Source organism: Amycolatopsis viridis, assembly GCF_011758765.1.
In the GTDB taxonomy this organism is placed as follows: Bacteria; Actinomycetota; Actinomycetes; order Mycobacteriales; family Pseudonocardiaceae; genus Amycolatopsis_E; species Amycolatopsis_E viridis.
In genome coordinates this window covers 1,466,423-1,488,068 of the sequence record NZ_JAANOU010000001.1, presented here as the reverse complement: position 1 = coordinate 1,488,068, position 21,646 = coordinate 1,466,423, and the positions used below count along the sequence as shown (strand labels likewise).

Below are 21,646 nucleotides of genomic sequence, written 5' to 3'. Positions count from 1 at the left end.
CGGGCGTCCGGAGGTGATGCCGTTGGTGTTCTTCCGAGTCCTGGGACCGCTCGAGGTGGAGGTTCGCGGGCGGCCGGCACCCCTCGGTGGTCCGAAGCCGCGCCTGCTGCTGGCCGCGCTGCTGCTCCAGCCCAACGCCACGGTCTCCGCGGACACGCTGACCGACGTGTTGTGGCCGGACCGGGCGCCGCGATCCGCCGCGGCGAACCTGCGGACCTATGTGCACGGTCTGCGCCGGCTGCTCGGCGACCGCATCGAGGGCCGCGCGGGCGGTTACCTGCTGCGCGTCGCGCCGGACGAGCTGGACGCCACCCTCGCCGAGCAGCTGGCGGCCCGGGCGCACACCGAACCCGCGGCCGCGCTCCTCGACCGCGCGGCGGGGTTGTGGCGTGGCGAAGTGCTCGAAGACCTGCCGCACCACCACACCTGGTTGTCCACAGTGGCCCGCTTGCGTGAGCTGCGCCTGTCCGTGCAGGAGCACCGGCTGCGGTTGCGCGTCGAGTCCGGGCGGCACGACGAGGCGGTCGCCGACCTGCGCGGTCTGCTCGCCGAGCACCCGCTGCGCGAGGAGCTGTGGCGGCTGCTCATCGTCGCGCTGGGTGCGGCCGGGCGCCAGGTCGAGGCGCTCGCCGCCTACGCCGAGGCCGAGCAGTTGCTGCGGGCGGAACTGGACACCGAGCCCGGCGCCCGGCTGCGGCAGGCCGTCGCCGAGGTCGGCACGGTCACACCGGTGTGCCAGCTGCCGCTCGACCTGCCGGACTTCACCGGCCGGGCGGAGCCGCTCGCGGAACTGACCGGGGTGCTCGACGGCGAACGGACGTCGGTCGTCGTGCTGTCCGGGCCGCCCGGTGCCGGGAAGTCCGCGCTGGCCGTGCACGCCGCCCACGTCGTCCGTGACCGCTACCCGGACGGTCAGCTCTACGTCGACCTGCGCGGCACGTCGGACTCGCCCCGGCGGCCTCTGGACGTCTTGGCCGAGTTGCTGCACGCGCTCGGCGTGCCGGACCCGGCGATCCCGCGTGAGCTCGGCGAACGATCCGCCCTGCTGCGGTCGCGGCTCGCCGGGCGCCGGGTGTGCGTGGTGCTCGACGACGCCGGCTGCGCGGCCCAGGTGCGCCCGTTGCTGCCCGGCGCGGGCGCGTGCGCGGTGCTGGTGACCAGCCGCGGACGGCTGCCGGATCTCACCGGCGCCCGGCACGCCGACGTCGGTGTGCTGTCCGGAGCGGAGGCCGCGGAACTGCTGACGCGGATCGCCGGACCGGCGCGCACGCAGGCGGAACCCGCGGCGGCGGCCGAGATCGTCGAGGCGTGCGGCCGGCTGCCGCTGGCCATCCGCATCGCCGGGGCCCGCCTGTCGCTCCGTCGCGAATGGACACTCCGGACGCTCGCCCGCCGGCTCGCCGACGAACGCCGCCGCCTCGACGAGCTGCGCGTCGGCGATCTCGCCGTGCGCGCGAGCCTCACGCTCAGCTACGAGCAACTGCCGGGCAGCTGCGCCCGCGCCTTCCGCGCGCTGGCCGCGCTGGGGCCGCTGCCGTTCCCGGGCTGGATGGTCGGTGCGCTCCTCGGCCGGGAATGCGCCGACGAGGTGCTGGACGCGCTCGTCGACGCGCACCTGGTGGAGTCGGTGGGCCGGCGGTACCGGCTGCACGACCTGGTGCGCTGCTACGCGCGGGAACTCGCCGACCCGGCCGACGACGGCGTCCGGCGCGTGGTCGAGGGCTGCCTGTCGCTGGCCACCGAGGCGGCGGAGCGGATGCCGGTGCGGTTCTTCGGCGCCACGCCAGGACCGCTGCCGCCGGGCCTGTGGTGTCCGGATCGGACGGTGCTCGCCGACCCCGTGGCGTGGTACGCGGGGGAACAACCCGTCGCGCTCGTCGAACTGGCCGTCCGCCACGGGCTCGACGCGCTCGCGTGGCAGCTGGCGACGGCCTTCGCCCCGTACTTCGACCTGCGCGGGCACCACGAGGACTGGCGCCGCACGCACGAGCTGGCACTCGGCGCGGCGGAACGCACCGGGGACCCGCGCGGGCAGGCGGTGGTCCTGCGCAACCTCGGGCAGCTCGAGGTCTACCAGGACGACTACGCCGCCGCGCACAGCGCGTTCACGCGTGCGCTGGCCTTGTTCCGGAGCATCGGCGACGACCAGGGTGCGGCCGTCGCGCTGGCCGGGTTGAGCACGATCCGGCGGATGGCGGGCGAGTACGAGGCGGCGCTGTCGCACTGTCACGACGCACTGGAGTTGTTCGTCCGCCACGGCGACCGGCACGGCGAGGCGGTGGTGCGGATCGCCATCGGGTCCGTGTGGCTCGCGCGCGGCTGCGGGGCCACCGCCTTGCGGTGGCTGACCGATGCGCGCGAGATGTGCACGGAGATCGGCGATCGGCACCGGGAGGCGCACGCGCGGCACCGCATCGCGCTGCTGCACCAGCACCGCGGCAACCTCGGCACGGCCCGCGAAGAACTGGACCGGGCGATCACGATCTTCGGCGAGCTGGGCGACGACCGCTGCGTGGGCTACGCGCACCGGAGTCTCGGCGAACTGTGCCTGCGCAGCGGCGAGCTCACGCACGCGAAGCTCCTGCTGGTCAACTCGCTGGCGGTCCACCGGCGCGACGGTGACCGGCGGTCCGAGGCGGAGGCGGGACAGCTGCTGGGTGAGCTGCACGAGCGGCTCGGGCAGGTGCACGAGGCCCAGGGCCTGTTCCGGCGGTCGCTGGAGATCTGGTCGGAGCTCGGGGCCGACGAAGCGGCGGCCGCACTGCGGGAACGGTTGTGTCACCAGCCATTGACCATGATCACCGGCGGGTCCATGCTGCCCTCAGCAACCCCAGTGACTTCGGAGACAGCCGGGAGGCGGCGATGAGCACGTTCGTCGTGGTCGGCGGTACCGGCCGGACCGGCCGACGGATCGCGGACCGGCTCAGCGGTGGCGGCCACCGGGTCGTGGCGGCGAGCCGCAGTTCGGAACCCGCACTGGACCTCACCGGCAAACCGGACCCGGCCCTGTTCACCGGCGCCGAGGGTGTCGTGATCGTGGCGGAGCCGCCGAAGGACCCGGCGGCCGCCGAGGCCGCGATGCACCACGGGGTCGCGGCCATCGCCGAGATCGCGGCGCGCGAGGACATCCCGGTGGTGCTGGTGTCGCAGATCTACCTCACCCGGCCGGCCGCGCACCCGGAGATGAGCGCGCGCATCGAGGCGCGCGCCCGCGGCGAGCAGGCGCTGCGCGACAGCGGCGCGCAGTACACGATCGTCCGGCCGAGCTGGTTGCACGACCTGCCGGTCACCGGGATCCGCGTCGAACAGGGCGACACCGGCGAGGGCCGGGTGAGCCGCGACGCGGTGGCCGACGCCTCGGTCGCAGCGCTGTTCGACCCGGCCGCGTCGGGCAAGACGTTCGAGCTGTACGACGACGCGGACTCGCCGCTCCCGGACTGGCCGTCGGTGTTCGCCGCGTTGCACCCCGATCAGTGACGCGGCGCGGGTAGCGGCTCGAGCACCTGCTTGCTGCGGTGCTGGTAGATGATCGAGGTCCGGAAGGCGAAGATCTCCCGGCGGCTGGTGAAGCGTTCCAGGAGGAACGCGTGCAGCTGGTCGATGTCCTGCGCGGTGACGTGCACGAGGAAGTCGTCGCTGCCCGCCATCGAGAACACCGCGATCACCTCGGGCAGTTGCGCCATCGAGCGTTCGAAGGCGTCCACCACGTCCCGGGTCAGCGGCCGGAGCTGCGTCGCGACGAGCGCCTGCACCCCGCGGTTGAGAGCGGTCAGGTCGATGTCGGCGTGGTAGCCGCGGATGACGCCGCGCTGGCGCAGCAGGCGGATCCGTTCCAGGCACGTCGACGCCGCGATCCCGACCTTGCGCGCGATGTCCCGGTTCGACTGCCGCGCATCCTCCTGGAGAAGCCGTACGATCGCCGAATCAAGTTCGTCCATGTTCGCAGCTCCGATGCTCGCGCCGAATATCGTTCGGTCAAGTCGCTATTCCATTGGGCATCAGCCTAGCGTCCGGCCCATGAACCATGAAGAGGTGAAGGTGCGGCGTGGTCCCCGTTCCGGCCTGGCGTTGATCGTCGCGGTCCACTCGCGGGCGCTGGGTCCCGCGGCGGGCGGCATCCGGTTGCGCCGGTACCCGGACTGGCGGGACGGGCTGGCCGACGCGTTGCGCCTGTCGGAGGCGATGACGTTGAAGAACGCCGCGGCCGGACTGGATTTCGGCGGCGGCAAGAGCGTGATCGCACTCGAACCGGGGACGTCACTGACACCGGAGCTGCGCGAGGCGGCGTTGCTCGATCTGGGCGAGATGATCGACTCCTTCGGCGGTTCCTACTTCGGTGGCCCGGATGTGGGGACGGGCCCGGACGACATGGTGGTGGTGCGGCGCGCGACGTCGCGGGTGTTCTGCCTGCCGGCGGAGCACGGCGGGACGGGTTCGTCGAGCGTGCCGACGGCGGCGGGGGTGTTCGCGGCGGTGCGCGCGGGAGCGCGGCACGTGTTCGGCACTGCCGACCTCGTCGGCCGCACGGTGGTCGTCAGCGGGCTGGGTTCGGTGGGCGGACTGGTGGCGCGGCACGTGTCGGAGGCTGGCGCGCGGGTCCTGGTGTCCGATGTGGACCCTGCGAAGCGTACGGGCGAGTTCGAGTGGGTGGAGCCGGCCAAGGCGTTGCGGACGCCCGCGGACATCCTGGTGCCGGCCGCTGTGGGTGGGGTGCTGCCGGCGGAGCTGGTGCCGGAGTTGTCCGTGCCGCTGATCGTGGGCCCGGCGAACAACCAGCTCACGGAGGATTCGGTCGCCGGGGGCCTGGCTGCCCGGGGGATCGTGTGGGTGCCGGACTTCGTGGCGAGCGCGGGCGGCGCGGTGTACGTCCTGCTCCGGGAGGTCGAGGGCCTGTCCCACACCGCGGCGATGTCCCGCGTCGAGTCGATCGGGGACACGGTGTCCGCGGTCCTGACGGCTGCGCGCGACAACGGCACGACCCCGCTCACCGAGGCCCTGGCCCGAGCCTCGGCGCGGCTGACGCCCTGAGCGGTGCCCGCCCAGGCCACCGCGGGAGCCGCCGGCTCTCCGGCCCGGCTAGCGCTGCGCGTAGGACTCCCGCGCGTCGAGCAGCTCCTCCCAGTGCTCGCCCGCCCAGGCGTAGACCGCTTTCATCGGCGCCAGCATGCTGCGGCCGAGGGGCGTGAGCTCGTATTCAACGCGCGCCGGTGTCCCGCAGTGGCTGGTGCGGCGGACGAGACCGTCGCGTTCGAGACCGCGCAGCGACTTGGTCAGCATCTTCGGCGTCACCCGCTGCAACGGCACGCGCAGTTCGGAGAACCGGCGCGGCCCGCCCTCCAGGCAGGCGATCACCAGCGGCGCCCACTTGTCGCCGAACCGGATCGGCACCAGGCCCGACGGGCAGATCTCGTCGAACATGTCCGGCGGCAGGGGTTCACGCATACTGCCACGATAGTCGGTATCCGGGAGGAAACCAGGGTGCTGGCTACGGTCGCGTCATGAGCAGAATCGTGGTTTTCGGCGCCGGTGGGCGAGCGGGACGGCAGGTGGTCACGGAGGCTTCGGGGCGTGGACACGACGTGACGGCCGTGGTCCGCGACCCGGCCCAGCACGCGGCGCCGGACGGGGTGGAACTGGTCGCGGGCGACGTCACCGATCCGGCGGCCGTCGCCGCCCTGGTGAAGGACCAGGACGCGGTGATCTCGGCGGCCGCCGTCTACGGCGAGGGCACCGACCCGCACGCCTTCTTCACGGAGTCGGCACGGGCGCTGGTCGCGGCCGCGCCCGCGCGCCTGGTCGTCGTGGGCATCGCGTCGCTGGCGGCGGACGCGTCGGGGCAGGCGTGGATGGACGCACCCGGGTTCCCGGCCGAGTTCCGCCCGTTCTCCGCGGCACACGCGGCCGGGTTGGCGGTGCTGCGCGACAGCGAGGTGAACTGGTTGTACGTCAGCCCGGCCGGAGATTTCGATCACTCCGCGGGGCGCACCGGCGCCTACCGGGTGGCTCCGCACGGCAACCCAGCGGACCGGATTTCCTATGCCGACTTCGCGATCGCGCTGGTCGACGAGGCTCTGAACGGGCGTCACCAGCGGCAGCACGTCGTGATCAGCGGCGCTTGACTTCAAGTATTGTCGAGGTTACATGCTGGCCGGCATGGACCAACTTGATGTTGCGGTAATCGTCGGGAGCACGCGGGAGGGCCGGTTCGGGCCGGTGGTCGCGAGGTGGTTCGCCAAGCAGGCGTCCGCCCACGGCGGCTACCGGCTCGACGTGATCGACCTCGCCGAGGCGAACCTTCCCGCGGCGCTCTCCGGCCAGGTGACCGACGAGGTGCGGGCGATCAGCGAGCGGCTGGAGCGGGCGGACGCGTTCGTCGTGGTGACCCCGGAGTACAACCACAGCTACCCGGCGTCGCTGAAGACGCTGCTCGACTGGCACGGGACGCAGTGGCAGGCGAAGCCGGTGGCGTTCGTGTCGTACGGCGGGCTGTCCGGTGGGTTGCGGGCGGTGGAGCACCTGCGGCCGGTTTTCGCCGAGCTGCACGCGACGACGATCCGGGAGACCGTGAGCTTCCACGGTGCCTGGGGCCAGTTCGACGACCAGGGCGAGCTGGTGAGCCCCGACGCGGCCACAGCGGCGGCCAAGGCTCTGCTCGACCAGCTGTCCTGGTGGGCCCACGCTCTCCGCGACGCGCGGCGAGTGCGGCCCTACGCCAGCTGACCCCAGGGCCGGTCACCCGCTCGCAAGCGGGTGACCGGCCCCCTGTCGCAGCCGGCCTGGCCTCGCCTCCACTCGCGAGGGCCGTCGCCGGCTGATCCGCGCCCGCCCGCTCGAGAGGGGCACCCAGCCAGCGATCGCCGTTGTCCCATCGCCAGTCACCGGCCCAGGCCCGCTGGTAGGGGTGTCGCTGGTAGGGGTGTCGGCCCCGGGCACGGGGCGGCCGGCACGAGGTCACGCGCCAAGGTCACCGAACCGCCGCCACGCACCCATCCCGTGCGCCGGGACGCCGCGCGCGCTCGGTGCGTCACCGGCCCTGGCTCACTCCCCTGCCTTCTGCGCCAGCTCATCGAGTCCGGCTGCGAACGCCCGGCCGATCTCGTTGATCTCCGGGCTCCGGATCGTCAACGGCGGCGACACGGCCAGCGCCTTGGCGAGTGTCCGGGTGAGCACACCGCGCTGACGGATGAGCAGGCTGAGGTCGGGTACGGCGGAAGGTAGCCGGTCGAACAGCTCCGGCTGCAACTCGACGGCCGCCAGCAGGCCGACTCCCGCCCGCACCTCGCGCACCAGGGGGTGCGCCGTCAGTGGCTTCAGGGCCGCGGCGAGCTCGTCTTCCAGGAGCCGGCCCCGCTCGACCAGGTTGTCCCGCGCGAGGATGTCGAGGTTGGCCAGCGCCGCGGCGCAGCAGGCCGGGTGGCCCGAGTAGGTGGCGCCGTGCCGGAGGGTCGTTCCGGGCCGCTCCCAGAACGGCTCGGCCACGCGCCCGTGCACGACCACACCGCCCATCGGCAGGTAGCCGCTGGTGACCCCCTTGGCGAAGGTGATCAGGTCCGGCTCCACGCCCCACCGCTCGACGCCGAACCAGGTGCCGAGCCTGCCGAACCCGCAGATCACCGCATCGGCGATCACCAGGACGCCGTACTCGCGGCACACGTCCACCACGCCCTGCACGTATCCCTCGGGCGGCGCGAGCACACCGCCCGCGCCGATGACGGGCTCGAACAGGAACGCCGCGACGCGGTCCGGACCGACGCGCCGGATCTCCTCGCGCAACGCGTCCACCGAGTCGTAGGCAACGCGTGACGAGGAGGGCAGGATTTCGCCGAACCCGATTCGGTTGGCGTCGATGCCGGCGACGCCGGTGCCAATGCCGTTCGTGCCGTGGTAGGAGTTCGTACGACTGATGACGTGCACGCGCTCGGGCTGCCCCTGCGCGTCGTGGTACCGGCGGGCGATCTTGACCGCACTGTCGATCGCCTCGCCACCTCCGGTGGTGAGGAATACCTTGGCATCCGGCATCGGTGCGAGGTCCGCGAGCCGTCCCGCGAGCGCGCGGGCCGGTTCATTGGCGAAGTCGCCGAATATCGAGTAGCCGGCGAGCTTGCGCATCTGCTCGGCGGCGGCGTCGGCGATCTCCGTCCGGCCGTGGCCCGCGTTGGCGTACCACAGGCTGGCCGTGGCATCCAGGTAGCGGTTGCCGGCGGCGTCGTAGACCCACACGTCCTCGCCTCGTTCGAGGACGAATTCCTCGTCCCGGACCACTGCCATGTCCGAGAACGGATGCCACAGTGCTGTCTCCATCCCCTCACGGTAGCGGGCGAACGACCTTGCCGGGGTTCAGAATCCCCAGCGGGTCGAACGCCTGTTTGACCGCCTGGTGGACCGAGACACCCACCTCGCCCAGCTCCGTCTCCAGCCAATCCCGCTTCAACGTGCCTACGCCGTGTTCGCCGGTGATCGTGCCGCCGAGCCGGAGACCGAGCGCCATGATCGCGTCGAACGCGGCCCTGCCACGCCGCACCGAGTCCGGGTCTGCGCCGTCGAAGACCACGTTCGGGTGCATGTTGCCGTCCCCCGCGTGCCCGCATGTCGGGATCAGCACGTCGTGCTCGCGCGAGATGGCGGTGACTCCCTCGAAGAACTCCGCCAACCGCGAGCGTGGCACGCACACGTCGTCGACGAGCCGGTCACCCAGCCGTTCCATGGCCACACCGGCGAGCCGTCGTGCCGCGATGAGCATGTCCGCCTCGGCGCGGTCGCTCGCCACCAGCACGTCGGTCGCTCCGCAGCTTCGGGCGACCTTGGCGAAGGTCTCGAGATCCCGCGGCGCCGCCGGACCACGGTCCGACTGGGCGATCAGCACGGCCTCGACGTCGGCTGGGAAACCCAGGTCCCGGTACGCCGCGACCGCGTCGATCGTCGGCTTGTCCATCAGCTCCAGTACTGACGGACGTTGCCCCGTGCCGAGGTACTCCGTGACCGTCCGGCACGCCGCCGGCGGGGTCGCGAAGAACGCGACCGCCGTCAACGGCGCCTCCGCCACGGGCCTCAGCGCCACGGTGATCTCGGTGATCACCGCGAGCGTTCCCTCCGAGCCGGTGAACAACCGGACCAGGTCGTACCCCGCAACCCCCTTCGCCGTACGGCGCCCGGTCCGCAGCACTCGACCGTCGGCCAGCACCACCTCCAGCTCCCGGACGAAGTCAGCGGTGACGCCGTATTTCACGCAGCAGAGCCCGCCGGCGTTGGTGGCGACGTTGCCACCGATCGTCGACGACTCCCACGAGCCGGGGTCGGGCGGATAGAACAGGCCCTTGTCCTCGACGGCGCGGGACAGCACGGCGTTCACAACTCCCGGCTGCACCGTCGCCGTGTGGTTGATCTCGTCGATCTCCAGGATGCGGGTCATCCGCTCCATGGAGAGCAGGATCGCCCCATCCACCGCGTTCGCCCCTCCGGACAGTCCCGTCCGGGCACCTTGCGGGACGACAGGGGTCCGGTGCCGGGAAGCGACACGCATGATTCTTACGACGTCTTCGGTCCTGGACGGCCGGGCCAGGGCGATCGGCACACCCGCAGTGCCGAATCCGGCCTGGTCGAAGCGGTAACCGGCCAGCACATCCCGGTCGGTCGTCACGAAATCGGCTTCGAGCTCGGCGATGAGTCCCACCAACTCACCGTATCGAGCGACGAGCAGCGGGAGAACCGGGTGATGCCCGGGTGCTCGTCCACGGTTGTCCGAGCATCACCCCTCCCGCAGCAATCTCAAGCGGTGATCTCCTTGCGGCTCTCACCACTCTCGACTGCGATCTTGCGCGGCTTGGCGGCCTCGGCAACCGGGATCCGCAGCGTCAGCACACCCGCCTCGTAGTTCGCCTTGATGTTCTCGGTGTCCAGCGTGTCGCCCAGGAAGAGCTGCCGGGAGAACACCCCGAGCGGCCGCTCGGCCACCTGCATCTCGACGTCGTCCCCGGTAGCAGCGGGACGCCGCTCCGCCTTGACGGTCAGCACGTTGCGCTCGATGTCCAGCTCGATCGCGTCCGGATCCACACCGGGCAGGTCGAACACCACGACGAATTCGTCGCCCGCACGGTAGGCGTCCATCGGCATCATCGCCGGGCGTGACCACGTTCCAGGCCCCTGGCCGAACACCTGCTGGGTCAGGCGGTCCAGTTCGCGGAAGGGATCAGTGCGCATCAACATCTGGGTCACACCTCCTCGGGTCCGGTATCTCCTTGGCGTTGACGTCGCACACCACAGTTATAGCGCGTCGTCCTCCAGTTGACAAGTCCGTCCGTCATCGGAATGATGACATTCGTGCCGCCCTACGAGAACATGCATGACGCAGTGGAACTGCTGGTGGACGTGCTCGGCGAGGATGCCGGCGAGCACGAACCGGCGGAGGTGCTCGCGGCGCTCCGCGTACTGCGAGCACTGCGCGACGAGTTGACGGCCTGGGAGCCCCAGCTCATCAAGGCCGCGCGCGACGCGGGAGTCAGCTGGGCGGAGCTGGCGCCGGCGCTCGGCGTGGCCAGCAGACAGGCGGCCGAGCGTCGTTACCTGCGGCTCCGGGATGCCACGGGCAGCGGCAACACGGCCGATCAACGAGTACAGGAGACACGTGACCGCCGCGCGGAGGAGAAGGCGGTCACCCGATGGGCACGCGAGAACTCCGCTTCGCTGCGCCGGTTGGCCGGGCAGATCAGCGCCTTGGAGGGAGTGCCGGGAGTCGGACGGGTCCGGCGTGCACTGGCCGAGGACGACGCCTCGGCACTGTTGTCGCCGCTGGCCGGGGTCAGCCAGCACCTCGACCAGGTGTACCCCGAACTGGCCGTCGAGGTGACGGCCTTGCACGAACACATGGACCGGGTCCGCCGGGAGACCCAGGAAAGGAGGCAGTCTTCACGCACGACCAACGGTTCCTGACCGGATCACCCATGCCCGCGGGCCGAATGACGGACAGCCCGAGTGAGAGCGGCAGGCCAAGCGACACAGCAGGTCAACCGACAGCGGGTGGTCAGGTGACACGACAGGTCGAGCGACGCGGCAGGTTGAGTGACACGGCAGGCCGAGTGACCGCGGGACGACGAGCGGCAGCGGCAGCGGCAGCGGCAGGCTCAGGAAGAGCGGGCAGGTGACCGCCACACCCCTCGACGACGAGGTCCGGTCCGGGGTCGGTACCGGCAAGAATCCGCAGGCGTGTCGGCTCGGCACCATCCTGGGCGAGCCGTCGGGAAGGGCCGATCATCCGGCAGCGCGGCGTCCGAAAACAGGTACACAGCTCCGACCACCCCGAGGAGGTATCGACGCAACTTTCCGACAGCCCCGGACGCCACCGGACTGGGCGAACCAGCGTCTGGGCCCGGGAAGCAACTCCCGGACGCGGGAGGGACCCTTCCATTGGGGTCTTGACGAACGCGGCGCGGGTGATCCAGACCGCGTCACTCACCCCGGCCGGCTGGATGGCCGGGGCCGCGCAGGTGCGGCACGCGCAGGGCAGTGAGCACGCCAGGACAGCGAGTACAGCTGAGCGGTGAGTACAGCTGAGCGGTGAGTAGCCCTGACCAGCGCGCCCGGCAAGGGGTGCGCGTGCTGGCGAGAGGTGCACGTCCGGCAAGAGGCGCGCGTGCTGGCAAGGCGTGCGCGCCTGCTACTGGGCAGGGCGACACGGCACCACCAGCGCCACCAGCCGTCGAGCCCCGTCCGAACGGGACGTGCCACCTGAAGCGGAGGCGATCAAGCCTCCCGCCGCTCACCCAGCTGGACTGGCGTGGTGACACCGGCCGTCAGGGAGCCGCTTCCACCGGGGCCTTGTCGGCGGGCGCGGACTGCACCGGGACGGCGATGTCGATGCGCGGGAGCGCTGGTGACCGGCCTTCGGCTCCGGACCCGGCGGGCACCGCCGTCCCGGGCCGTGGTTCCTCGCCTTCCTCGTGAGCGGCAACGCTGTCCTGCGAAGCTCCTCGCGAGTCCGGCGTACCTGGCGCAGTTTCCGCCCAGAGCGGAGTCGCCTCGGCCAGGAGGGCGTTGACGGCACGAAGCCTGCTGGCGGTGTCCTCGCGGATCTGGGTCAGCTCGGCGACCTTGGCCGCAGCCTCCTCGGCGCGGCGGCGGGCCTCGGCGGTGGCTTCGGCCAGCAGCCGCTCGGCCTGGGCACTGGCCCTGCTGACCTTGTCCTCGGCACGAGCAGTCGCCGACGCGACCAGCGAGCTCGCCCGGTCGGTGGCTTCAGCGACCATCGCGTCGGCACGCCGGGTCGCGTCGGACAGCCGGGAATCAGCATCAGCGAGCTTGGCGTCGGCGCGCGCGGTGGCGTCGGCGAGGAGCTCGTCGGCCCGGGACCGGGCGTCGGCGGCCAGCTCGTCGGCCTCGGCCGTGGCCCGGGACACCAAGTCCTCGGCCCTGGCGCGGGCGTCGGCCTCCTGCTTCGTGGCCTCGGCCTGCAAGGTGTCGGCCTCCTCGCGGGCCGCGCTCAGCGTCTGTTCCGCCTCGCGCCGCGCCGACGTCAGCGTCTCCTCCGCCTCAGCGCGGGCGGAGGTCAGCAGCTTGTCGGCCTCCTTGCGCGCGGAGCTGACCAGGTCGTCCGCCTTCGCGCGGGCCGAAGCGACCGTGGCTTCGGCTTCAGCACGAGCGGAGGCGAGCAGGTCGTCGGACCGGGTACGGGCCGAGGTGACCAGCCGGTCGGCTTCCGTACGCGCCGACGTCAGCGTCTCCTCCGCCTCGGCACGAGCCGAGGTCAACGTCTCGTCCGCTTCAGCCCTGGCCGAGGTCACGGTCTGCTCAGCCTCGGCGCGTGCCGCGGCCAGCCTCCGCTCGGCCTCGGCACGAGCCGAGGTCAGGGTCTGCTCGGCCTCGGCACGGGCCGACGTCACGGCCTCTTCGGCCTCCGCGCGGGCGGCCGCGAGGAGCTTGTCAGCGCGGGTCTGGGCGGTGGTGACCAGCTCGTCGGCCTTGGCACGGGCTTCGGCTTCGCGTTCGGCAATGGCGCGGAGCGACGTGGCGCGGCGCACCGCCATCGCCTCTTCGAAGTCCTTTTCCACCGCGGCGCGGCGGCGGGCGGCCTGCTCGTCCAGCTTGTGCCTGCTCTGCGTCGCCTGCCGAGTCATCAGGTCCACCTCGGCCTGGGTGCGACGCATCAGCTCGGCCTGCTCCTCGGCCATCTGCCGGCGGCGGGCATCCAGTTCGGCCACCAGACGCTCGTGCCGCTCACGCAGCCGCCCGGCCGCCTGCTCGGCCGCGGCCCAGCTCCGCTCGGCCGCCAGCCGAGCCCGCTCGGTGACCTCCGCGGCCTCGTCCTCGGCCAGCTCCACCATCCGCAGCAGCCGCTCGGTCAGCCCCTCCGCGTCGATCGGGCTCCGGCTGATCCGGTCGATCTTCTCCCGCAGGGCGTCGTTTTCGGAGCGCAGATCCTCGAGCTGAACGGCAAGACGCTCCGCGGCCGCGGCCGCCGCGTCGCGATCAGCGATCACCATCCGCAGGTCGGCCTCCACGGCGTGGACGTACGCCTGCACCTGCCGAGCATCGTAGCCTCGCCACGAGCGGTCGAAATCCGTCCGCAGTGGCACCAGATCCTCGCGAGCGTCCACGGCCGTCATCCGCACCTCCCGAAGAGACTGTCCTGAATGGACAAAGCTGAAAGCCTGCCACCGTCTAGCATCCTCTCATCCGTGCCCGCCGTCCACTCGCTGGGGCCGGGCAAAGGCAATTTTCCCGTGTGACGCTCGCGGAACCGGGTCCGGCTTCACCCGACGGCGCGCTCCGGCACCACCTCCGGGCGGCGAGAACGCTGCTGTGCCACCGCGAATCGGTTTCCGGGTTCACCACGACGCCGCACCACGGACAGCCTTCGGACGCCCCGATTTCCGCGCCGAGCCGCCTGCGCAATGCCGACCTCGCGCCCATTCCGGCAAAACCGACGCGCACCGTCGGCACCTCATCGCCATGAATCGGTTCCTCGCAGGCATAGGTGCGGCGCGCCGCCCCGCGGAACTGGCGAAAGCCGGTGCTCGCGACCGGGCGGCACCACGAGGAAGACGCCCGCCGTCGAGCGAGGCGGGCCGGCCGCAGCGCTGTTCGGGCGGCGCATCCGCACCGGGCCCGCGGGTCGCACGCGTCACCAGCGGCTTGTGCCGCGCCGTTTCCCGTTGCGGGAGTGGTGGTGTCTGTTGGCGCGCCGCCATGCGGTTGTCGTCCGCCATCTCCGCGTCGCGCACCGGCCAGGCGGCCCTCGGTTGCCCCGTGCTCCCGGGCGACGGTGCCGCGAAAAGGGTCAAGTAGGTGTTGAGGTCGGCAACCCGCCAATGGCCGCCACGCGGTGCGGTGGCCAGCGGAAACCGCCAGGTGGGAGGATCCGTGACGGTGCGACCGGTACCCCTGCCCGGCACCCGGTGCTTGCCGCGCGCGGGGTTGGGACCACACCGTAACCTTGCCGGGTGACGGAGACCGAGGGGCAGGACCACGAGCGCGTCATCGCGGGGCGGTACCGGCTGCGGCGGCACATCGGCGGGGGCGCGATGGGCGTCGTGTGGGAGGCGAGCGATCAGCTGCTCGACCGGACCGTTGCGGTGAAACAACTCCTGCTCCCGCCGCGGCTCACCGACGACGAGGCCGAGCAGGCCCGCAAGCGGTCGTTCCGCGAGGCCCGCCTGGCCGCGCGGTTGCAGCACCCGCACGCGATCAGCATCTTCGACGTGGCCGATGACGACGGCCGGCCCGTGCTGGTGATGGAGTACCTGCCCTCCCACAGCCTGGCCGAGGTCCTCGCCGAGCGGGGCAGCCTCCCGCCGGGCGACGTCGCGCGCATCGGCGCCCACGCGGCTTCCGCCCTGGCTGCGGCCCACGCCGCCGGGATCGTGCACCGCGACGTGAAACCCGGCAACATCCTGCTCGGCGCGGACGGCACGGCCAAGATCACCGACTTCGGCATCTCGAAGGCCGCAGACGACGGCACTCTCACCGGCAGCGGCCGCTTCGCCGGCACCCCCGCGTTCCTCTCCCCGGAAGCCGCCCGCGGCGAGCAGCCCGGCCCGGAGTCCGACGTCTACTCCCTCGGCGCCACCCTCTACACCGCCGTCGAGGGCCGCATGCCCTACGGCGACCTCGACAACCAGATGGCGCTCCTCTACGCGGCCGCCGCCGGCCGGGTCGCCCCACCGGAGCAGGCCGGGCCGCTCACCGGCGTGCTCACCCGGATGCTCCAGGTGAACCCGACGGACCGGCCGACGATGCCCGAATTGGCGGCGGAGCTGGGCAAACTCGCCCTGATGACGGCCGGCACCGAGGTCGAGGAGCCGGTCCCGCAGCCGAGACCGTCCGGGCGGAGATCCGCCTACGTCGGCGCCGCGCTGGCGGTGGTCGCCGCTCTCGTGGTCGCGCTGGTGGTCCTGCTGCCCTCGTTCAGCGGCGACAACCCGGCCCCCGCCGACACCGCCGGCACCCTCCCGTCCACCAGCACCCTCCCGCCGGCCAGCACCGCCCCGCCCTCCCGCAGCATCACCACGACGGCCGGGACCACGAGCGTCCGTCCCAGCCCGGCCACCGCCTCCGCGGCCCAGGCGGTCAGCGACTACTACGCCCTGATGCCGGGCGGCACCGACGCCGGCTGGGCGCGCCTCGGTCCCGCCTTGCAGGCACAGGGCAAGGCGAGCTACGTGAACTTCTGGTCCACGATCACCGCGGTCACGATCGTCGGCGGCCCCCGGCAGATCGACGACAGCGCCGTCGAGGTCACGCTCGACTTCGTGAAGGGCGGCTCGCACTCGCGGGAACGGCACCACCTCGGCATGATCCAGCGCGACGGGAAGTGGCTGATCAACACCGACACGCTGGTGGGCAGGTAGCCGGTGGCAGCTCACGCGCCGCCGGTCCGCTTCCGCCTCAGGGCAGGTAGTACATCGGGTTCGGCAGTTTGACCGGCCGCTCGGCGTGGCCGCCGTCGAGGTCGCTGTACTGGTCGCCGAGGTTGAGCACGATCGTCGACCCGAGCGACTCGATGTGCGCCCGCGTCCCGGACTTGTACTGCACGGTGGTGCAGGTCAGGCCGCACGACAGGTAGTCCGGCGCCGCGGTCTCCGGTTTGAAGAAGGCGGCGGCCGGCGCCGGGTAACCCTCGTTGGCCAGGTTCTTCAGCGAGGCCGGGCCCTGGTGTTCCTTGCGGCCGGTCAGGAAGTAGACCTTGACCCCGTGCTGCGCGGCCCAGTTCGCCAGCTCGAGGGTCGGCTTGATCGCCGGGAACGCCCCGTCCGCGATGGCCTTCTCCTGCTTGACCGGGTCGAAGCCGAAGTCGTTGTCCGCCTCCCAGCCGTAGGTGACCTCGGAGGTGTCGTCGATGTCGAGCACGATCGCCGGGTTGCGCACGCCCTGCTGGAGGCGGACCGCGAGGTAGTGCCGGGCGCCGTCGACCTGCCGCCGCAGGTCGGTGGCCCACCGGCTGTCGCCGGACTCGTGGTGCCTGCCCTCGGCGTCGATCCGGTCGCCGTAGTAGGCCTTGACGTCCAGCTTGACCTGGCCGAGGTTCGCCGGTTCGTGGCCGCCGCCGGAGGTCGCCATCGCGGTGGTGCCTCCGGCGATGGCCGCGCCGACCGCGGCCGCCGCCGCCAGCTTCACCAATCCGGTCATCTTCTTGCGGAACATGGTTCCTCCCCGTGGACTGTGCACGAGGCGAGAACCTACCGGGGAACCCGTTCCGCGCGACAGAGGAAGAAGTGCGGAGTCCGCCCGATGCGGGTGAGCACCACCGTGGCCTCCTCGGCGCCGGTCAGCTTGAGCCGCTTGCGCAGCGCGTCGGGGTCGACGTCCAGACCACGTACCAGGATTTCCAGCCGCCCCACGCCGCGGGCGCGCAGCAGCGTGCGCAGCGACTTCTCCTGGTAGTGGCCGTGCTCGGCGACCCGGAACGCGCGCACACCGGGCGGTGGTGTGTGCCCGGTGAGGTAGGCGATGCGCTCGTCGAGCTGCCACAGCCCGTGCCGGGCGGCGTAGTGCTTGACCAGGCCGGCCCGCACGACGGCGCCGTCCGGGTCGACGATCCACTCCCCGGGTGCGGCCGCGCCGACGTCGTCCGGGTCCCGGTCGGTCACCGTCCACCCCGGCCCGTCCGAGCGCAGCACGGTGGCGCGGCGGCGCGCGGTGGCCAGCCCGGCACTCCACACGCACGCCTCGCGGACCTGCCCGTCGAGGGAGACCAGCTCGATCTCCGCCGCCCACGGCACCGCGGCCGGGTCGAGGCCGGGTGCGCACTTCACGGCCAGGTCGCGGCCCGCGTACACGTCCGCGAGCGCGTCCAGGGGCGGGGCGAAGTCCGCCGGCCGCCAGGTGCGCCGGCCCGCGGAGTCGCGGCGCGCCGGGTCGGCGACGACCACCGCGTCCCGGGTCACCGGGTTCAGCGCGTCGGCCCGGACCACCGGGACGTCCGGGCAGTTGTGCCGGGCCATCGCCAGCCGCACCGGGTCCAGGTCGGAACCGACGCAGCGCCGCGCGACCCGGGCCAGTTCCGCCAGGTCGGCGCCGATCGAACAGGTCACGTCGTGCACGTCCCGGCCGGCCAGCCGCGTGGCCCGGTGCCGGGCGACCGGCGGCACGCTGGCCTGCTGGAGCGCGTCGGAGGTGTAGAGCCAGTCCGGGTCGAGCTTGCCCTTGCGGCGCAACAGCACGGTCTCCAGCACCGGCGCGAACCGCTCGCCCACGAGCTTGCGCACGGCCGCCACGTCCGCGACCCGGTCGGTCAACGGCAGCCGGGCGACCGCGGCCAGCGCACGCGCGCCGTCCGCCGAGCGGAGGAAGGCGACGTCGTCGAGGGTGAACGCGTAGGGCACTTACGGCTTGGTGCCGGTGATCATCACGTTGTAGAACAGCTGCCGCGGCAGGACCTTGGCCAGCACCTTCTTGTCCAGCGCGGACAGCCGCAGCCACAGGTGGTAGGCGAACATCCGCCAGCGCACGGTCAGCTTCTCCGGCGGCACCGCCGCCTCGAACGTCCGGATCGGCCAGCCGGCCAGGGCTGCGCTGAACTCGTCGGTGACCGCCCGGACGTCCACCGCACCGGCGCCGAGGGCCATCCGCTCCAGCTCCGACGGGTCGAACGTGTGCAGGTCGACGACCGCCTCGAGGGCCGCGGCGCGGGACGACTCGTCCAGCTCCTCCTGCGGGCGGCGCCAGCCGCTCAGCGCCGGGACCCTGGTGATGTTCGTGGTCAGCCACCAGGTCAGCTGGCCCAGCTTGCGCGCGTAGAAGTTGCCGATCCTTGTCGGCTCACCGGCGAACACGAACCGGCCACCCGGTTTGAGCACCCGCAGCACCTCGCGCAGCGCGCCCGGCACGTCCGGGATGTGGTGCAGCACCGCGTGCCCGACCACCAGGTCGAAGCTGTCGTCCGGGTACGGGATGCGCTCGGCGTCGGCGACCCGGCCGTCCACGTCCAGTCCCAGGTTCCGCGCGTTGCGCAAGGCGACCTGCACCATGCCCGGCGAGAGGTCGGTGACGAACCCCTTCTTGATCACGCCGCCCTGCATCAGGTTGAGCAGGAAGAACCCGGTGCCGCTGCCCAGCTCCATCGCGGTCGGGTAGGGCCGGCCCGCCTCGCCGGCGACCGCGGTGAACACGTCGGTCGCGTAGGAGATGCAGCGCTCGTCGTAGGAGATCGACCACTTCTCGTCGTAGGTGCCGGCCTCCCAGTCGTGGTAGAGGATGTTGGCCAGCTTGGGGTCCGAGTACGCCGCCTGGACCTCTTCCTCGGTCGCGTGCGGGTTGGGCGCGGGATCGGCGGTCACGTCACTTCCCCTCGAAGGTGGCCTTGCCGGGACCGTTCTCCACGAACGAGGTCATGCCCGTGGTCTGGTCCTCGGTGGCCCACAGCGCGGTGAACAGCTGGGTCTCCAGCTTCAGGGCGCTGGCCAGGTCCATGTCGAGGCCGCCGTCGATGGCGGCCTTGGCCTGCGCGAGCGCGACCGCCGGGCCGTTCACGAACTGGCCGGCCCACTTCTGCGCCGCGGAGTAGACGTCGTCGGCCGCGACCAGCTGGTCCACGATGCCGAGCGAGAGGGCCTCCTCGGCCTTGGCGAAGCGACCGGTGAACACCAGGTCCTTGGCCTTGCTGGGGCCGATCAGCCGGGACAGCCGCTGCGTGCCGCCAGCGCCGGGGATGATGCCGAGCAGGATCTCCGGCTGGCCGACCTTCACGTTGTCCCCGGCGATCCGGTAGTCCGCACCCAGCGCCAGCTCGAGCCCGCCGCCCAGGGCGTAGCCGGTGATCGCGGCGACGACCGGCTTCGGGATCGCGGCCACCGCGGCCACCGTGTTCTGCAGCTTGGCGCCGAACGACCGCATCTCGACGTAGGAGCGGGTGACCATCTCCTTGACGTCGGCGCCGCCGCAGAACGTCTTCTCGCCGCCGTAGAGGATGACCGCGCGCACGTCGGCCCGTTCGGTGGCCTCCTGCGCGGCCACCGCGAGCTCCGCCGTGACCTGCCCGTTGATCGCGTTGACCGGGGGCCGCTCCAGCCGGATCGTGCCGATCCCGCCGTCCACCTCGAGCCGAACGAACTCGCCCACGCTGGCATCCTCCTTGATCGTGCGGTGCCTACCGGCTGGTAGGGGTTGACCTTACCGGCGACGCGCGAAGAAGCGGTCACCCGAACGTTCGAGCACCAGATCCTGGTCGAACGTCTTGGACAGGTTCTCGGCCGTGAGGACGTCGTCGACCAGGCCCGCGACCACGGCCCGACCGTCACGCAGCAGCAGCGCGTGGGTGAAGCCGGGCGGGATCTCCTCGACGTGGTGTGTGACGAGGACCATGGCCGGCGCGTCCGGGTCGAGGGCCAGCTCGGACAGCCGCGCCACCAGGTCCTCGCGGCCGCCCAGGTCCAGGCCCGCGGCCGGCTCGTCGAGCAGCAGCAGCTCGGGATCGGTCATCAGGGCGCGGGCGATGAGGGCGCGTTTGCGTTCGCCCTCGGACAGGGTGCCGTAGTCGCGCTCCGCCAGGTGCCGGATGCCCATCGCGGCCAGCAGTTCCCCGGCGCGGCCGGTGTCGAGCTGGTCGTACTGTTCGCGCCACCGGCCGATCACCGCGTACCCGGCGCTCACCACGACGTCACCGACCTTCTCGTCCACGGGCACGCGCGCGGCGATCGCGGCCGAGCTGAAGCCGATGCGCGGGCGCAGGTCGAAGATGTTGGTGCGGCCGATCTGCTCGCCCAGCAGGTGCACCGTCCCGGTGGTGGGGTGCAGCTCGGCGGCCGCGAGCCGGAGCAGTGTGGTCTTGCCCGCGCCGTTGGGACCCAGCACCACCCAGCGCTCGTCCAGTTCCACGGACCAGTCGAGGCCGGCCAGGAGGTCGGTGCGCCCGCGGCGGACCCCCACCCCGGCCATGCGCACCACGAGATCGTCAAGGTCGTTCGGCTCGCTCACGAGCCCATTGTGGCGGCCGGGCGCGGCCGCGGTCCCGCCGCCCCCGTACCACTTGGTGGGACGTCACAACCGGTGACCCCGGCGCCGTGGCAGTATGCGCTTCGTGAGCACCTCCCGGTTCCGTCGGCGCCGTTTCTGGCGCAATCGCGCTGTGGATCTGGTGCTGGTCGCGTCGTGCGGGTGTCGCCCGACGCGGCGGGGTTGCTGACCCTGCCGCGTCTCGCCGCGCCGTTGTTCACGCGACCAATCCGGGAGACCGTCATGACCCAGTCCGTCCTGCGTCCGTCCGAAATCCACCCCCGCCTGGCCGGAACCGAGCTCGACGAGCTGCTGCACCCCGAACGACTGATCTGGACGCCCACCCAGCTCGCGGGCCTCACCCGCACCGTGACCCTGGATCTCGGCGAGCGGATCGCCGAGTTCCTGCACTTCGACCAGGACCGGCGGTGGTGGGCACGGCTCGCCCTCACCGAGGGGCTCGAGCTGTGGGTGCTGACCTGGCTGCCCGGGCAGGGCACCGCGCCGCACGACCACGGCGGCGCGGCCGGCTCGTTCACCGTCCTGCGGGGCGAGCTGGCCGAGGAGTACCGCTACCCGGGCGGGCCGGTCCGGCAGCGGGTGCACGTGGCCGGCGACGGAATCGGATTCGGTGCCGGGCGGGCGCACCGGGTGACCGGCGCGGCCGCCGGGGGTTCCGCGAGCATCCACGCCTACTCGCCGCCGCTGGTGCCCACCCGGGAGTACGCGAGCCTGGACGACGTGCCTGCCGAGATCCCGCCGCTGCCCGGCGTGCTGCGCTGATGACCGTCGACGAGATGCTGGCAGCCGCCCGGTCCGCGCTGGACCGGGCGGAGCCCGCCGACGCGTGGCGCTTGCAGGCCGAGGGCGCGCTGATCGTGGACATCCGGCCGATCGCCTACCGCGAGGCCGAGGGCGAGATCCCCGGGTCGGTGCCGGTCGAGCGGATCCACCTGGAGTGGCGCCTCGACCCGGCGGGCGAACACCGGCTGCCGGGGGTGCACGCGGACCTGCCGGTGATCGTCGTGTGCAACGAGGGGTACGCGTCCAGCCTGGCCGCCGCCGACCTCCGGCGGCTCGGGTTGTCCCGGGCGACCGACCTGGTGGGCGGGTTCCGGGCCTGGCGGGCGGCCGGGCTGCCGGTGCGGCCGGGTGGCACTCCGGCGGTTCCCTAGGCGCGCCCGGCCGCCGGCCGTCGGTGCCGCCGGCACCGTCCGAAGGCGAC

At 72.3% G+C, this 21,646-nt stretch carries 21 protein-coding genes; 10 read left to right on the top strand and 11 right to left on the bottom strand.

Features of this window, described 5'->3' with window-relative positions; all coding sequences use genetic code 11:
- Window positions 1–16: 16 nt before the first annotated feature.
- Complete coding sequence (locus tag FHX46_RS07400; RefSeq protein WP_167111855.1) at window positions 17–2,866, top strand: AfsR/SARP family transcriptional regulator; 2,850 nt, start codon at window positions 17–19, stop codon at window positions 2,864–2,866.
- Window positions 2,863–3,477, top strand: coding sequence for an SDR family oxidoreductase (locus tag FHX46_RS07395; protein WP_167111853.1), 615 nt, complete (start codon window positions 2,863–2,865; stop codon window positions 3,475–3,477). The genes FHX46_RS07400 and FHX46_RS07395 overlap by 4 nt, the downstream gene beginning before the upstream one ends.
- On the opposite strand, the gene FHX46_RS07390 is transcribed toward FHX46_RS07395, so the two are convergent.
- Entirely contained in the window at window positions 3,471–3,938 is a 468-nt protein-coding gene (locus FHX46_RS07390; RefSeq protein WP_167111851.1) for an Lrp/AsnC family transcriptional regulator, read from the bottom strand. The two genes, FHX46_RS07395 and FHX46_RS07390, sit on opposite strands and share 7 nt — an antisense overlap.
- 79 nt (window positions 3,939–4,017) lie before the next feature.
- Here FHX46_RS07390 and FHX46_RS07385 point away from each other — a divergent pair, with 79 nt between their 5' ends.
- The gene (locus FHX46_RS07385) at window positions 4,018–5,028 is read left to right on the top strand and encodes a Glu/Leu/Phe/Val dehydrogenase (protein WP_167111849.1); all 1,011 of its coding nucleotides are present in this window, start codon (window positions 4,018–4,020) and stop codon (window positions 5,026–5,028) included.
- 48 nt (window positions 5,029–5,076) lie between these two features.
- Here FHX46_RS07385 and FHX46_RS07380 read toward each other — a convergent pair whose 3' ends face one another.
- Window positions 5,077–5,442, bottom strand: coding sequence for a winged helix-turn-helix transcriptional regulator (locus FHX46_RS07380; RefSeq protein WP_167111847.1), 366 nt, complete (start codon window positions 5,440–5,442; stop codon window positions 5,077–5,079).
- A 56-nt stretch (window positions 5,443–5,498) separates the two neighbouring features.
- On the opposite strand from FHX46_RS07380, the gene FHX46_RS07375 reads away from it, so the two are divergent.
- Window positions 5,499–6,119, top strand: coding sequence for an NAD(P)-dependent oxidoreductase (locus FHX46_RS07375; RefSeq protein WP_167111845.1), 621 nt, complete (start codon window positions 5,499–5,501; stop codon window positions 6,117–6,119).
- Window positions 6,120–6,153: 34 nt separating this feature from the next.
- Complete coding sequence (locus FHX46_RS07370; protein WP_167111844.1) at window positions 6,154–6,720, top strand: NADPH-dependent FMN reductase; 567 nt, start codon at window positions 6,154–6,156, stop codon at window positions 6,718–6,720.
- Window positions 6,721–7,038: 318 nt separating this feature from the next.
- Here FHX46_RS07370 and FHX46_RS07365 read toward each other — a convergent pair whose 3' ends face one another.
- The 3 genes from FHX46_RS07365 to FHX46_RS07355 all read right to left on the bottom strand — a co-directional run bounded on the left by FHX46_RS07365 (window position 7,039) and on the right by FHX46_RS07355 (window position 10,203).
- Window positions 7,039–8,301, bottom strand: a complete 1,263-nt coding sequence (locus FHX46_RS07365) for an aminotransferase family protein (RefSeq protein ID WP_167111842.1) — start codon at window positions 8,299–8,301, stop codon at window positions 7,039–7,041.
- A 4-nt stretch (window positions 8,302–8,305) separates the two neighbouring features.
- On the bottom strand, window positions 8,306–9,670 hold the full coding sequence (locus FHX46_RS07360; protein WP_167111840.1) for an FAD-binding oxidoreductase: 1,365 nt from the start codon (window positions 9,668–9,670) through the stop codon (window positions 8,306–8,308).
- Window positions 9,671–9,765: 95 nt separating this feature from the next.
- Complete coding sequence (locus FHX46_RS07355; RefSeq protein WP_167111838.1) at window positions 9,766–10,203, bottom strand: Hsp20/alpha crystallin family protein; 438 nt, start codon at window positions 10,201–10,203, stop codon at window positions 9,766–9,768.
- Window positions 10,204–10,335: 132 nt separating this feature from the next.
- On the opposite strand from FHX46_RS07355, the gene FHX46_RS07350 reads away from it, so the two are divergent.
- Both FHX46_RS07350 and FHX46_RS28770 read left to right on the top strand, forming a co-directional pair.
- Complete coding sequence (locus tag FHX46_RS07350) at window positions 10,336–10,926, top strand: hypothetical protein (RefSeq protein ID WP_243871240.1); 591 nt, start codon at window positions 10,336–10,338, stop codon at window positions 10,924–10,926.
- A gap of 482 nt (window positions 10,927–11,408) precedes the next feature.
- Complete coding sequence (locus FHX46_RS28770) at window positions 11,409–11,537, top strand: hypothetical protein (protein ID WP_279589428.1); 129 nt, start codon at window positions 11,409–11,411, stop codon at window positions 11,535–11,537.
- Window positions 11,538–11,786: 249 nt separating this feature from the next.
- On the opposite strand, the gene FHX46_RS07345 is transcribed toward FHX46_RS28770, so the two are convergent.
- On the bottom strand, window positions 11,787–13,595 hold the full coding sequence (locus tag FHX46_RS07345; RefSeq protein ID WP_243871239.1) for a DivIVA domain-containing protein: 1,809 nt from the start codon (window positions 13,593–13,595) through the stop codon (window positions 11,787–11,789).
- An 837-nt stretch (window positions 13,596–14,432) separates the two neighbouring features.
- Here FHX46_RS07345 and FHX46_RS07340 point away from each other — a divergent pair.
- Window positions 14,433–15,839 (top strand): serine/threonine-protein kinase, encoded by a 1,407-nt coding sequence (locus FHX46_RS07340; protein ID WP_167111832.1) that lies wholly within the window; start codon window positions 14,433–14,435, stop codon window positions 15,837–15,839.
- A gap of 37 nt (window positions 15,840–15,876) precedes the next feature.
- Here FHX46_RS07340 and FHX46_RS07335 read toward each other — a convergent pair whose 3' ends face one another.
- From FHX46_RS07335 to FHX46_RS07315, 5 genes are read right to left on the bottom strand one after another with little or no spacing between them, the layout of a single operon-like run.
- Window positions 15,877–16,617, bottom strand: coding sequence for an HAD family acid phosphatase (locus tag FHX46_RS07335; RefSeq protein ID WP_167121222.1), 741 nt, complete (start codon window positions 16,615–16,617; stop codon window positions 15,877–15,879).
- Window positions 16,618–16,667: 50 nt separating this feature from the next.
- Complete coding sequence (locus tag FHX46_RS07330) at window positions 16,668–17,813, bottom strand: class I SAM-dependent methyltransferase (RefSeq protein ID WP_167111830.1); 1,146 nt, start codon at window positions 17,811–17,813, stop codon at window positions 16,668–16,670.
- Window positions 17,814–18,767, bottom strand: coding sequence for a class I SAM-dependent methyltransferase (locus FHX46_RS07325; RefSeq protein ID WP_167111828.1), 954 nt, complete (start codon window positions 18,765–18,767; stop codon window positions 17,814–17,816).
- Between the two features lies 1 nt (window position 18,768).
- The gene (locus FHX46_RS07320) at window positions 18,769–19,548 is read right to left on the bottom strand and encodes an enoyl-CoA hydratase/isomerase family protein (RefSeq protein WP_167111825.1); all 780 of its coding nucleotides are present in this window, start codon (window positions 19,546–19,548) and stop codon (window positions 18,769–18,771) included.
- A 51-nt stretch (window positions 19,549–19,599) separates the two neighbouring features.
- The gene (locus FHX46_RS07315; RefSeq protein WP_208400807.1) at window positions 19,600–20,364 is read right to left on the bottom strand and encodes an ABC transporter ATP-binding protein; all 765 of its coding nucleotides are present in this window, start codon (window positions 20,362–20,364) and stop codon (window positions 19,600–19,602) included.
- A 300-nt stretch (window positions 20,365–20,664) separates the two neighbouring features.
- Between FHX46_RS07315 and FHX46_RS07310 the strand changes: the two genes are divergently transcribed.
- Together FHX46_RS07310 and FHX46_RS07305 are read left to right on the top strand one after the other, a co-directional pair.
- Window positions 20,665–21,204, top strand: a complete 540-nt coding sequence (locus FHX46_RS07310; RefSeq protein WP_167111821.1) for a cysteine dioxygenase — start codon at window positions 20,665–20,667, stop codon at window positions 21,202–21,204.
- On the top strand, window positions 21,204–21,596 hold the full coding sequence (locus FHX46_RS07305) for a rhodanese-like domain-containing protein (RefSeq protein ID WP_167111820.1): 393 nt from the start codon (window positions 21,204–21,206) through the stop codon (window positions 21,594–21,596). The genes FHX46_RS07310 and FHX46_RS07305 overlap by 1 nt, the downstream gene beginning before the upstream one ends.
- Window positions 21,597–21,646 lie beyond the last annotated feature (50 nt).